The organism is Lachnospiraceae bacterium, from assembly GCA_025758065.1.
In the GTDB taxonomy this organism is placed as follows: Bacteria; Bacillota; Clostridia; order Lachnospirales; family Lachnospiraceae; genus Enterocloster.
In genome coordinates, this window is the sequence record CP107199.1 from 3,111,032 (window position 1) to 3,124,379 (window position 13,348).

Consider the following 13,348-nt stretch of genomic DNA (forward strand, 5'->3'; position numbering starts at 1 on the left):
AAATCCTATGAATAGTGTACTGGCAGTACTGATCCTTGGGGGAATCATCCTGTTCCATGAACTTGGGCATTTCATTTTCGCAAAATTAAGCGGCATTGAAGTAACAGAGTTCTCTCTGGGAATGGGACCAAGGCTTTTAAGCTTAAAAAAAGGCGAAACAAGATATTCCTTAAAACTTCTGCCTTTTGGCGGTTCCTGTGCTATGCTGGGGGAAGATGAGGATGCAGAAGGTGACAGAGCCTTTAATAACAAGCCTGTTTTTAACCGTATTGCTGTAGTGGCAGGTGGACCTTTGTTTAACTTTCTTCTGGCTTTTTTGCTGTCCCTTGTGATCGTAGGCTGCGCCGGTGGTTTTTATGAGCCGGTGGTGGTGGGAGTAGAAAAAGGCTACCCGGCTGAGCAGGTGGGGATCCTTCCGGGAGATGTGATCACAAAAGTAAATCATAGATCTGTCCATTCTTACCGGGATCTTACGCCTTATCTTACAGCTCATCCCCATCAGGATGTGACCATTACCTGGAAGCACACGGATGAAAACGGAAAAACAGAGAAGAGATCGGCAAAGATCACCCCAGTCTATATTGACAGAACAGGCCAGTCTATGATCGGTGTCCGGTTTGATGCAACCCTCCAGAAGATTACAAACCCAGCGCAGTTAGTAGTACAATCTGTTTATGAGGTAGAACATTGGATCGGTTATGTATTTGACAGCATTCATCTGATGTTTGTAGGCAAAGTAACTGCAGATGATATCAGCGGTCCTGTAGGAATTGTTACGACCATTGACCATACGGTAGAGCAGGCAGCATCAGCGGGGAAAACAGTAGTTGCTGTCGTTCTTATGAATTTTGCTGTTCTTTTAAGTGCCAACCTGGGAGTGATGAATCTGCTTCCTCTTCCTGCCTTAGACGGTGGACGGCTGGTATTTCTGATCATTGAAGCAATTCGTAGGAAACCTATTGACCGGGAAAAAGAGGGAACGATCCATGCGGTGGGAATGATCGTTCTGCTGGTGCTTATGGTATTTATATTGTTTAATGATGTGAGGAAGCTATTGTAAATGTTCCGTTTTTGGAGACAGCTGGAATTGAACCAGTACATCGTTTTCGAAACGATGTACTGGTTGAAAGCGAGGTATATTTCCTGTCTGAAGGACAAGAAGCGTATGCGTGAAATGCATAGAACAATTTAAAAATAAAGAGGAATGAAACATGAGCAGAAAGGATACGAAAGTTGTTCATATTGGCGACCGGGTGATCGGTGGGGGAAATCCCGTCCTCATCCAGTCCATGTGCAACACAAAAACAGAAGATGTAAAGTCTACAATAAACCAGATCTTAAGCCTGGAAAAAGCAGGCTGTGATATTATCCGTGTGGCAGTGCCTACCATGAAGGCAGCAGAAGCTCTTAAAGATATTAAAAAAGAGATCCATATCCCATTAGTAGCAGATATCCATTTTGATTACCGTCTGGCTATTGCAGCCATGGAAAACGGGGCTGATAAGATACGTATTAATCCAGGTAATATCGGCAGTACAGACCGTGTCAAAGCAGTGGTAGACCGGGCAAAAGCGGGGAATATCCCAATCCGTATAGGTGTAAACAGCGGTTCTCTTGAAAAAGATCTGCTAGAAAAATACGGTGGTGTAACTGCAGAAGGGATTGTGGAAAGTGCTTTAGATAAGGTACATCTTATTGAAGATATGGGTTATGATAATCTGGTCATCAGTATCAAATCATCCGATGTATTAATGTGCGTTAAAGCTCATGAACTGATCACTTCCAGAACCGATCATCCCCTTCATGTAGGTATTACGGAAGCAGGAACCTTATTTTCCGGAAATATCAAGTCTGCAGTGGGATTGGGAATTATCTTATATCAGGGCATTGGAGATACTATTCGCGTTTCTCTTACAGGCGATCCCGTTGAGGAAATTAAGTCTGCCCGCCAGATCCTTAAAACACTTGGACTTAGAAAGGGTGGAGTGGAAGTAGTTTCATGTCCGACCTGCGGCCGTACCCGCATTAACCTGATCCACCTTGCTAATCAGGTAGAGACTATGGTTTCTGGAATGGAAGGTCTGGACGGTGTAAAAGTAGCAGTTATGGGCTGTGTAGTTAATGGACCTGGAGAGGCCAAAGAGGCAGATATAGGTATTGCCGGCGGGGTTGGCGAAGGTCTGATCATCAAAAAAGGTGAGATCTTACGAAAAGTACCAGAAGAAGATTTGTTAAATTCCCTTCGCAGTGAACTGGAAGCAATGGCAAAAGCAAGAAAGAAGTAATCTGAATGGCAAAAGGTTTTTTAGAAGTATTTCCAACTCTTAATATTGCAGAGCCTTTAAAGGAGCTTTTAGCTTTGGCAGAAGTAGAAAAAGTTACTTCTGCCAAAGATAGAAGCTCTATTCGTGTTTATATGAAAAGCGCAAGGCTCATTCATAAACAAAATATTTATGATCTGGAACGTGGAATTAAAGACCAGCTGTTTCCAGATAAACAGATCACTATTAAGATCCAGGAAAAATACAGACTGTCAGGACAGTATACGCCTGAAAAGCTTTTAAAGATGTATAAGGATAGTCTGTTGTTAGAATTAAAGCATTACAGCATCGTAGAATACAGTATGTTCCGCAAGGCTCAGATTGTTTTTGAGAACGAAGGAAAAATGGTACTGACTGTAGAAGATACCATGGTAAACAGGGACAAGACCAATGAATTAAAAAGGGTTCTGGAAAAAGTATTTAACGAGCGGTGTGGTTTGCCGGTGGAAGTGTCATTTCTGTATATCCCTGCAAAGGAAAATGACAGAAGAAAGCAGATAGAACAGAAATTAGAAAGAGAAGCACAGGCTATTTACTGGCAGAATCATAAGGATGAATTAGGCAGTGTGAATAGCGGAGAAAATATCTCACAGCCTGCTGCGATACGGAATACAGATGAGAAAAAAACTCAGGCAGAGGATGCTATCATCATGGATGTTCCTACGCCTGAAGCAGCTCCCTGGGATGCGCTAATGGATCAGGCAGCTTCAGGAAATGTTCCGGGAAATGATGAGAATATTTCTCTTGTAGCAATTGGGACAAAACCAACAGATGTGGAAAAAACGGCTGCCTCAAAGATGCTAGCAGGAGAAAGAACGGAAAAACCTCAGCTAAACAAAGGAAGAAAAGGCTGGGGAAGAGAAAAAGACTCTGGCTTTGGAGAAGACAGGAAGTTTTCAGTCAAGCGTTCCAATAACCCGGATGTGCTCTATGGACGTGACTTTGATGATGACTTTATGGAGATTGAGAAGATTGACGGAGAGATCGGAGAAGTTACTTTAAGGGGGCAGATCTTAACCTGTGAAAGCCGTGAACTTAGAAGCGGTAAATTTATTCTTACCTTCGATATAACAGACTTTACAGATACCATTACAGCAAAGATGTTCATTAGGCCGGAGATATTTAATGAAGTGAAGGACATGATCAAAACAGGCATGTTTATTAAGATCAAGGGCGTTACCACTATTGATAAATTTGATGGAGAACTTACATTAGGCTCCATTGCAGGTATTAAAAAAGCAGAAGATTTTACTACCAAGCGTATGGATAACAGTCTGGAAAAACGTGTGGAGCTGCACTGCCATACAAAAATGAGTGATATGGATGGTGTTTCTGATGTAAAGAGCATCATAAAGCGGGCGAAAAAATGGGGTATGTCATCTATTGCTGTTACGGATCATGGCTGCGTTCAGGCATTCCCTGATGCAAATCATGCTCTGGATAAAGGAGATACCTTTAAGATCTTATATGGCGTAGAAGGTTATCTGGTAGATGATACAAAACAGCTGGTAGAAAATTCTAAAGGCCAGACTTTTGCAGATACTTATGTTGTTTTTGATATTGAGACCACGGGTTTTAGTCCTGTAAAGAACCGTATCATTGAGATTGGTGCTGTAAAAGTGGTAGATGGTGTGATCACAGACAAGTTTTCTACGTTTGTAAATCCAGATGTGCCCATTCCATTTGATATTGAAAAGCTGACCAGTATTAATGACGCTATGGTATTGCCTTATCCGAAAATTGATGTGATCTTACCCCGGTTTCTGGAATTTGTGGCAGATGCAGTGCTGGTAGCCCACAACGCTGGTTTTGACGTAGGTTTTATTGGACATTATGCAGAAGCCCTTGGACTGCCATTTTCACCAACAGTGCTGGATACAGTATCTCTGGCACGGCTTCTTTTACCAAACTTAAATCGTTTTAAGCTGGATACAGTGGCGAAAGCTTTAAATATTTCTCTGGAAAACCATCACCGGGCAGTCGATGATGCCGGAGCGACAGCAGAGATTTTTACCGCTTTTGTAAAAATGCTGCGGGAGCGTGATATCGAGGATCTGGATCACTTAAATGAATTAAGTACCATGGATGCTCAGACTATTATGAAGCTTCCCACCAATCATGTTATCATCCTGGCAAAAAATGATCTGGGACGTATCAATCTGTACCGTCTGGTCAGCTGGTCCCATTTGGATTATTATTCCAGACGTCCCCGTATTCCCAAGAGCGTTCTGGATAAGTATAGAGAAGGTCTGCTGATCGGCTCTGCATGCGAGGCAGGAGAACTGTATCAGGCTCTTCTTAGAGGTGCACCAGATGCGGAAATCGCAAGGCTGGTTAATTTCTATGATTATCTGGAGATCCAGCCTTTGGGCAATAACGCATTTATGCTGAGGGATGAAAAGAGTACAGTTAAGACAGAAGAAGATCTGATCGAGATCAATAAAAGAATCGTAGATCTGGGAACTCAGTTTGGAAAACTGGTGTGTGCAACCTGTGATGTGCATTTTCTGGATCCGCAGGATGAAGTTTACCGGCGTATTATCATGGCTGGTCAGGGATTTAAAGATTCCGATGACCAGGCACCTTTGTACCTGCGTACAACGGAAGAGATGCTGGAAGAGTTTGCTTATCTGGGGCCGGATAAGGCATACGAGGTAGTAGTTACAAATACCCGTAAGATTTCTGATATGTGCGAAAAAATCGCTCCGGTACGTCCAGACAAATGTCCTCCTGTTATTCCAGACTCTGACAAGACTTTAACAAAAATCTGCTATGACCGCGCCCATGAAATGTATGGTGAAGATCTTCCTAAGATCGTAGTAGACCGTTTGGAGCGGGAGCTTCATTCCATTATCACCAATGGATTTGCTGTTATGTACATCATTGCCCAGAAACTGGTTTGGAAGTCTAACGAGGATGGATATTTGGTAGGCTCCCGAGGCTCTGTAGGTTCCTCCTTTGTGGCAACTATGTCTGGTATTACAGAGGTAAATCCATTAAGTCCCCATTACCATTGTCCAAAGTGCCGTTACTATGACTTTGATTCTGAAGAAGTTCGTAAGTTTTCCGGTATGGCGGGCTGCGATATGCCGGATAAAAAATGTCCGGTATGTGGGACACCTCTGGAAAAGGACGGTTTTGACATCCCATTTGAGACCTTCCTTGGATTTAAGGGAGATAAGGAGCCTGATATCGATTTAAACTTCTCTGGTGAATATCAGAGTAAGGCTCATGACTATACAGAAGTTATTTTCGGTAAAGGTCAGACTTTCCGTGCTGGTACTATTGGCACACTGGCAGATAAGACGGCTTTCGGTTATGTAAAAAAATATTATGAGGAAAGGGGAACCAGAAAACGGAATTGTGAGATCAACCGTATTGTACAGGGATGTGTAGGCGTGCGCCGTACTACGGGACAGCATCCAGGTGGAATCATCGTATTGCCTTTAGGCGAAGAAATCTATTCCTTTACACCAGTACAGCATCCGGCAAATGATATGACTACTTCTACCGTTACTACACACTTTGATTACCATTCTATTGACCACAACCTGTTAAAGCTGGATATTCTTGGACATGATGATCCAACCATGATCCGTATGCTTCAGGACCTGATCGGTTTGGATCCGGTTAAGGACATTCCTCTGGACAGCTCGGAGGTTATGAGTTTGTTCCAGAACACATCTGCGTTGGGGATCACACCAGATGATATCGGCGGTTGTCCTTTAGGGGCTCTGGGAGTGCCGGAGTTTGGTACTGATTTTGCGATGCAGATGCTCCTTGATACCAAACCCAAATATTTTTCTGATCTTGTACGTATTGCAGGTCTGGCCCATGGTACAGACGTATGGCTGGGAAATGCCCAGACACTGATTCAGGAAGGAAAAGCCACTATTCAGACAGCCATCTGTACCCGAGATGATATTATGATCTATCTGATCGCTCAGGGAATGGAACAGGGACTCTCCTTTACCATCATGGAGAGTGTGCGAAAGGGTAAGGGGTTAAAACCGGAATGGGAAGAGGATATGAAGGCTCATGGCGTGCCTGACTGGTACATATGGTCCTGTAAGAAGATCAAATACATGTTCCCGAAAGCCCATGCTGCGGCCTACGTTATGATGGCGTGGCGTATTGCCTACTGTAAGATTTTCTACCCTCTGGCATATTATGCAGCCTTTTTCAGTATCCGCGCCAGCGCTTTTTCCTATGAGATCATGTGTCAGGGAAGAGATAAGTTGGAATATTATCTGGCAGATTATAAAAAGCGTTCTGATACCCTTTCTAAAAAGGAACAGGATACGCTGCGAGATATGCGCATTGTCCAGGAAATGTATGCAAGAGGCTTTGATTTTGTGCCTATTGATATTTACAAGGCAAAAGCAAGGCATTTCCAGATTATTGATGGCAGACTGATGCCTTCTTTAAGTAGTATTGATGGTTTAGGTGAAAAGGCGGCAGAAGCAGTGGTGGATGCAGTAAAGGATGGTCCATTCTTGTCAGTAGAAGATTTCTCAGGCCGTACCAAAGTAAATGGAACAATTTGTTCCCTGATGTCTGACTTGGGACTGCTTAAGGATCTTCCTCAGTCTAATCAGTTATCATTATTCGATCTATAAAATGATAATGATATAAGAATTGGGAACAGGCTGTACCTGATGAGCTGGTATCATATTGCGGCGTATCGATCAGGTTTCATATGTGCGTATTGATCTGGTATCATAAAATTGACTTATAAAAAAAATTATGGTATATTTTGGAAAGAGTTTTTTCGCATGTGGAGTGTGAAAAAACTCTTTCTTGCACTTTAAAAGCAAATTGACGCATCAAAGCGTTAAAGTAATACGTTGAAATGAAAACAGCGTAAATCAAAGTAAATGGGGGTTTAATATTTTTAATGGAACGTGAAAAATTTTCTTCCAGATTAGGTTTCATCCTGATCTCAGCAGGCTGTGCTATTGGTCTGGGCAATGTATGGAGATTTCCTTATATTGTAGGAGCTTACGGAGGAGCTGCTTTTGTGCTTATTTATCTGGCATTTCTCCTGATCCTTGGTCTTCCTATTGTAGTAATGGAATTTGCTGTAGGACGTGCCAGTAAACGAAGTGCAGCTCTTTCTTTTAATTTGCTAGAGCCAAAGGATACAAAATGGCATCTGACCCGATATGCAGCTATGGCAGGAAACTATATGCTGATGATGTTCTATACCACGGTAGCAGGATGGATGATCTATTATTTCATTAAAATGCTCCGGGGAGACTTTACAGGACTTGATTCAGACGCAGTAGCTGGAGAGTTTACCAGCATGCTTGGGAACCCGACATTGATGGCGGGATTTATGGTTTTTGTGGTAGTTCTTTGTTTTGGTATCTGTGCCCAGGGGTTGGTAGCAGGTGTAGAACGTATTACAAAAGTGATGATGGTCTGCCTGTTGTTTCTTATGATAGCACTGGCTGCTCATTCTATGGTATTAAAGGGCGGTGAACCGGGACTGGAGTTTTATTTAAAGCCTGATTTTGGAAAAATGGTAGATGCAGGACTGGGAAATTCTATTTTTGCAGCTATGGGACAGTCTTTTTTTACATTAAGTATCGGTATTGGTGCGCTGGCTATTTTTGGAAGTTATATCGGAAAAGAACACCGTTTGACTGGCGAAGCCATCAGTATTACTATTCTGGATACACTGGTTGCATTTATGGCTGGTCTGATTATTTTCCCGGCATGCTTTGCTTATGGAGTTGAACCAACTTCCGGTCCGTCCCTGATCTTTATCACACTGCCAAACGTATTTAACCATATGGCAGGAGGAAGACTGTGGGGATCATTGTTCTTCGTATTTATGTCCTTTGCAGCTCTTTCTACTGTAATTGCTGTATTCCAGAATATTATTTCTTTTGCAACAGACCTTACAGGCTGTTCTGTAAAGAAAGCGGTAGCGTGGAATGTAGCAGTAGTGATCATCTTGTCATTGCCATGTGTGTTCGGATTTAATATCTGGAGTAATTTCCAGCCATTAGGAGCAGGATCCAATATACAGGATTTAGAAGACTTTATCCTCAGTGATAATCTGCTGCCGATTGGAAGTCTGTTATATCTGTTGTTTTGCACCAGCAGATATGGATGGGGATTTGAAAAATTCCTGGCAGAAGCAAATGAGGGAGCCGGTGTTAAATTTCCAAGATGGGCACGTTTTTACGTAAGTTATATCCTTCCGCTGATTGTGATCTTTATTCTGGTTCAGGGATATATTGCGAAATTCTTCTAAATAAATTCTAAATGAGAAGCATTTAGAACATGTGAAAAATACAGCAAAAGCAGAGGCCTGTGCTGTAAGAGAACAGCATACGGCTTCTGCCCAAGCATTATTTTTTTAGTTGTCTAAAAAAAATTAACAATTTTGAAAATTTGTAGTTGACAACTGGAAGAATGTGTATTATACTATTCAACGTAATCGAGATCGAGGCGTGGCTCAGTTTGGTAGAGCGCTGCGTTCGGGACGCAGAGGTCGCGTGTTCGAATCACGTCGCCTCGATTCATTTAGGCCTGATGGTCAAGCGGTCAAGACGACGCCCTCTCACGGCGTAAACCCGGGTTCGATTCCCGGTCAGGTCATATTGGTAAGGCTGCTGCATTTGTAGCGGCTTTTTTTTTAAAAATGAATATGCCATTGTAGCGCAGTTGGTAGCGCAACGCATTCGTAATGCGTGGGTCGCCGGTTCGAGTCCGGCCAGTGGCTTTGCTTGAAACCCTTGTATTTAAACAATGTCATTAACTTTAGCAAAGAGCAGAAATCGTAAGCATTTATAAAACTATGATTCCTGCTTTTTGTTTGTATATGGGCATACTTATCCCCTTCTCTTTGTACTCGTATTTTTTAGCTCAGTACGCTCTTTTATGGGTATTCGAATATTTTCCTGCTAATTGCCCTTTCGTTCTGGTATAATGCCGATCAGGACGAATGGGAACAAGATTTTTACTGATATCTTCATATATTTGCTGAAATAACATATTTTTCTTTTGACCATCCGTTTCAAGAAGTATATAAATCAGATCATTTTTTAAGATTCCAATACTAACAGTCTGATTGATCATCATTTTATGTTTTCTGTTCGCTTCTTTCTGATCCAGTTCACGCTCTGCATCTAATATGATATCTTCAACTAAATTGCTCAGATATATAGTGCTGTATATATCTTGTAATAACAGAATAGGTTTTGTTCCTGTAAAATTCTCTAATTGCAACCGACTCTTTAGCGTTTCATACGCAGTCTCTATCCCCCACCTCATATGATATAATTCTTTTATTTCTTCTGTATGAAATTCAGTTTGTGAAAGATTTGTAGCCAAAACTTCTAAACTTCCGTTTTCTAATAGGATTTTTACCATACGCAATGAAATTTCACCTAATTCTTTCATACGTTCTCCATCTGGCGTTCCCTCGTAATGTCTGATTCTTGACTTATCAAGTTTTATTTTAACTAGCTGATCCTTTTCTGTTAAACTGTTTTGCTCTTTTTTGTAATCACTGCTTTTTAAACGTACGATAAATTTAATATCCTTATCCATCATATGTATAAACGCTGGCGTAGAAGGATAGCCTCTGTCCATGATAATAATATAGGGAATGCTGCCTATTGTTTCCGGTATTCGCTCCATCTGTTTTTCGGCCAGGCGCATTTCATTAAATTTCACCTTATTACAGTCACTTTCCAGTATCATACGATTCATTACATCATAAATACAGCCTAATCCTATTTGAGCTTGGGGCTTTGCGTTTTTCCGGCTTGCAGAACCATATAGTTTCAGTGTTTCAGCAGTGGTAGGAATATTAATATCTGAGCCGTCAGCGGCTAATATTAAATGATCTTTATAAGTTGAAAAGGTGGAATCTGCATAAAAGTTACGGTTATGATATTTATATAATTCTAAAAAAGCATCTGGATTAAGTTTCATACGCTGTTTCAGATATCCTGGTTTTGAAATAGACACACCAGGATGAGCAAGTTTCATATAATTTCTCAGTTCCAATGCCAACGTCAGCCCCTTTCTGTTTATCATCGTGAAAAGAAGATCCTGAAGAGGCATTTTTCGAATTCTGGTAAAATAATTTTTATTACCTGATCGGCAAAATGCCTTAAATTCATCAGAACTCATTTTTTCTATATCCATGAATGTACGTTTCTGAGAATGTTTCATGTATAATCACATCCTTTTTTGAGCAGGTTCATGGCTTCTTTTTACAATATAAGCATATCAAAAAAAGCAGGAGATATCTAATCCATTTCGGAATAAATATCTTCTGCTTTTAAGTTAATGACATTGTGTATTTAAAAGGGTTTTTCTTTTGCACAAAATAAAAAGAGGTTTGCGAAAATCTCTTTTTACTGGCTAAATCCCATTATTTTCCCATTATCTTGATTTTTCCCAAGAACGGACTCCATAATGTCAGCCGCTTCCTGGCTTTTTTTCTTAAAGAAATAAGCATATATATTGAGAGTGGTACTGGGATCTGCATGTCCAAGGACACCGGCTACAGACCGGGGATCCATGTTGCTGCTGATCAGGATGGATGCAGCGGTATGTCTCAGATCATGGAGTGTAACACTTTCCGGAAGCTTCTCATCTTCAGACTGTGCTACGTTTTCATTGAAGATCCGGATCAATCGTTTGAATTCATGGCGTGGGCTTCCAAGGTCCATTTGTTTTCCGTTTTCCTGAATAAAAACAAAATTCTTTTTAAATTCCTTCCCCCGGTATCCCTGCCAGCGGTCGCCCAGGATCAGGCATTGCTTTTTTTGCTCTGTCAGGTACTGGGCAGCTACATCCATAACAAAGCGTGGAACGACCACGGTACGTGTGGATCCCGTTTTGGTTTCTTTCATGTAAGTCTCACCGTCTACGTGGGCAGAGGCCTTACAAACATTGACCGTGCATTTTTCAAAATCCAGATCATTCCAGGTAAGTGCCAGATTCTCACCCCGTCGGTCTCCTGTAAAAAGAAAAAGCTGAAAACAGAAGCGCCATTTCAAGGGAAGCTGCCAGCTTTGCGTATATTCAAGGACGGTGTAAGTTGTTCCGTTCTTTAGCTTCCGGGTATGGGCTTTATGCTTTATGTCAATTGGATTGTCCAGAGCCCACAGGAACCATTTTGCCTGTTCAATGGTAAAATACTTCACCGAATATTCTTTGACCGTTTTACGGCGGTTTGAGCGTTTTCTGGCATAGATCAGAGGATTGATAGAAAGATAACCTTCTGACACAGCATAGGAGAGTACAGCGCTTAATACAGCCAGGTCCTTATGGATCGTTGTTTCAGACAAAGGTCCGGGGCGGTTATCCCTGCGGACTTTGGGATCACGGATCAGGCGGGCATATTCATTGGCTGTGTGGCCGTTGATCCGTGAAAGCTTTATAGATCCAAGATAGGGGATCAGGCGCTGGTTAAGAATATTGCGGTACGAGGCATAAGTAGTACGGGCCAGTTCCGGCGGCTGCATATCCACTAGGAAAAGACGGCTGATCTTTTCCAGGGTAAGCTTATCAGAATCCAGATTTTCACCGTTTTTCATACGGTTTTCCAGACTGTCAGCAAACTTACGCGCTTCACTGAGTGCTTTTTTCTCTGACCAGGTTTCTTTCGGTTTAAACATACGGCTAATGGTGATCTGCTTTCCTGTGCTGTCATAACCGTCTGTGATCCGGATCTCGTACCCAGTCCCTTTTTTTCTGATAGATGCCATAGTATACCTCCTAAAGAGTATAAAAAATACACCTCTTGCCGAGATGCTCCTGAAATGGTATAATCTGACTTGGAGTGTAGGTTATATCTTTCCAGAGTATCTGGCAAGAGAAAATCTATGTAAAGCCGTTCGGTACGCCAATACCGGGCGGTTTTTTTGTGTTTCCAGGTCTTTATTATCTATAACAAAAAAAGCCCTGGAATATATTTCCAAGACTCTTTCAGCGACCGCCCAGCAGTCATTTGCTAATATCAACATTATAGCATATGAAAAAGTCTTGTCAAATATTTATGACGGGTGAAAAAGAAAAAAGATGCTATCAGTTGCCTGATAACACCTTCTTTAATTCACCGTAGCGTGAGTGCTCACGATTCAATCATATCCGTATTGTAAAGCAAAAAATATGATCTTGTCAAGGCGTATAAAAGTAAGTGTAAATCAGGTAATATCGTTTCCAAAAGTTGAATTTGCAAGTAATTCTTACAGGTTCTGTTTATTTCAATAGATCTGCAATGGTAATGGACAGATCTTTAATTTTTGAACTTATTCAGACATAAAATACTGACACCTGTTCCAATAATAATCCTGTTCCAGACGGAATAGGGAACACATTTTTGCTACAGATTCGCTTTCACGGTATTCTTTTAACGCTTCCAGATATTTGGGACGATGAGCATCCTCAATGATCAATGGGGAAATATTATGGCGCAGACATTCCCTAAAGAGAATCATCCGGCCAGTGCGTCCATTTCCGTCCTGGAAGGGATGAATGCTTTCATAGCGAACATGAAATTCGGCTAGAATTTCAAGAGTGACTTCCTGGGAAGCATACCAGGAGATCAGCTTTTCCATTTCTTCTGGGACTTTACTTGGAAGTACCGTTTCATACATACCGACAATGTTCGGACGTTTCTTGTAGTCACCAATTGCATATCCGTTAGCGCGATCTTCAAAGACACCGCTTTTTAGTTCATAATGGAACTGCTTGATCAGTTCCTGGCTGAGAGGTTGATCGATTGTTTCAAGCATCTTATTGAACATTAAGAAGTGCCCGTTCATTTCCTCTACATCTTTTGCCCGGTAATAATCATCTGATTTTGGAAGCGTGCCGGTATCAAAAAGGGAAGCAGTCTGTTCTTCCGTCAGCGTGCTGCCTTCAATCTTGTTGGAGTTATAAGCAAGTAATCGCTGGGTGAGGCCATAGACTCCAGAGCGGTCACGGCGCTTCCATTCTATATGAAAACGTTCCATAAGGAACTGAATAAATTCTGTTGTTGTCATGATAGC

At 41.6% G+C, this 13,348-nt stretch carries 7 protein-coding genes and 3 tRNA genes; 7 read left to right on the plus strand and 3 right to left on the minus strand.

All coding sequences use genetic code 11. The annotated features are described in order from the left end of the window. The first annotated feature begins 7 nt into the window (after positions 1–7). The 7 genes from OGM16_14455 (at position 8) to OGM16_14485 (ending at position 9,057) form a co-directional block, all read left to right on the plus strand. Positions 8–1,060, plus strand: a complete 1,053-nt coding sequence (locus OGM16_14455) for a site-2 protease family protein (protein ID UYJ45991.1) — start codon at positions 8–10, stop codon at positions 1,058–1,060. A gap of 151 nt (positions 1,061–1,211) precedes the next feature. After that, positions 1,212–2,285 carry a flavodoxin-dependent (E)-4-hydroxy-3-methylbut-2-enyl-diphosphate synthase gene (gene ispG / locus OGM16_14460; protein UYJ45992.1) on the plus strand — a complete coding sequence of 358 codons (1,074 nt, stop codon included), beginning with the start codon at positions 1,212–1,214 and terminating at the stop codon, positions 2,283–2,285. Between the two features lie 5 nt (positions 2,286–2,290). Next, positions 2,291–6,940 (plus strand): PolC-type DNA polymerase III, encoded by a 4,650-nt coding sequence (locus OGM16_14465; protein UYJ45993.1) that lies wholly within the window; start codon positions 2,291–2,293, stop codon positions 6,938–6,940. A gap of 278 nt (positions 6,941–7,218) precedes the next feature. Next, a complete protein-coding gene (locus tag OGM16_14470; GenBank protein UYJ45994.1) occupies positions 7,219–8,586 on the plus strand; it encodes a sodium-dependent transporter in 1,368 nt (455 codons plus the stop codon). Positions 8,587–8,779: 193 nt separating this feature from the next. Next, positions 8,780–8,853: transfer RNA gene (locus tag OGM16_14475), tRNA-Pro, on the plus strand. A gap of 8 nt (positions 8,854–8,861) precedes the next feature. Continuing rightward, positions 8,862–8,933: transfer RNA gene (locus OGM16_14480), tRNA-Glu, on the plus strand. 51 nt (positions 8,934–8,984) lie between these two features. Beyond that, positions 8,985–9,057 (plus strand) — tRNA-Thr (locus OGM16_14485). A 143-nt stretch (positions 9,058–9,200) separates the two neighbouring features. On the opposite strand, the gene OGM16_14490 is transcribed toward OGM16_14485, so the two are convergent. From OGM16_14490 to OGM16_14500, 3 genes are all read right to left on the minus strand, one after another. Further along, the gene (locus OGM16_14490) at positions 9,201–10,517 is read right to left on the minus strand and encodes an IS4 family transposase (GenBank protein UYJ45995.1); all 1,317 of its coding nucleotides are present in this window, start codon (positions 10,515–10,517) and stop codon (positions 9,201–9,203) included. 185 nt (positions 10,518–10,702) lie between these two features. Then, positions 10,703–12,061 (minus strand): tyrosine-type recombinase/integrase, encoded by a 1,359-nt coding sequence (locus OGM16_14495; protein UYJ45996.1) that lies wholly within the window; start codon positions 12,059–12,061, stop codon positions 10,703–10,705. Between the two features lie 543 nt (positions 12,062–12,604). Further along, positions 12,605–13,342 carry a Fic family protein gene (locus OGM16_14500; GenBank protein UYJ45997.1) on the minus strand — a complete coding sequence of 246 codons (738 nt, stop codon included), beginning with the start codon at positions 13,340–13,342 and terminating at the stop codon, positions 12,605–12,607. Positions 13,343–13,348 lie beyond the last annotated feature (6 nt).

Bases quoted from the DNA above. Each gene is read 5' to 3' on its own strand.
- OGM16_14470 (UYJ45994.1), top strand. From the start codon at position 7,219: ATGGAACGTGAAAAATTTTCTTCCAGATTAGGTTTCATCCTGATCTCA.
- OGM16_14490 (UYJ45995.1), bottom strand. From the start codon at position 10,517: ATGAAACATTCTCAGAAACGTACATTCATGGATATAGAAAAAATGAGT.
- ispG (UYJ45992.1), top strand. From the start codon at position 1,212: ATGAGCAGAAAGGATACGAAAGTTGTTCATATTGGCGACCGGGTGATC.
- OGM16_14495 (UYJ45996.1), bottom strand. From the start codon at position 12,061: ATGGCATCTATCAGAAAAAAAGGGACTGGGTACGAGATCCGGATCACA.
- OGM16_14500 (UYJ45997.1), bottom strand. From the start codon at position 13,342: ATGACAACAACAGAATTTATTCAGTTCCTTATGGAACGTTTTCATATA.
- OGM16_14465 (UYJ45993.1), top strand. From the start codon at position 2,291: ATGGCAAAAGGTTTTTTAGAAGTATTTCCAACTCTTAATATTGCAGAG.
- OGM16_14455 (UYJ45991.1), top strand. From the start codon at position 8: ATGAATAGTGTACTGGCAGTACTGATCCTTGGGGGAATCATCCTGTTC.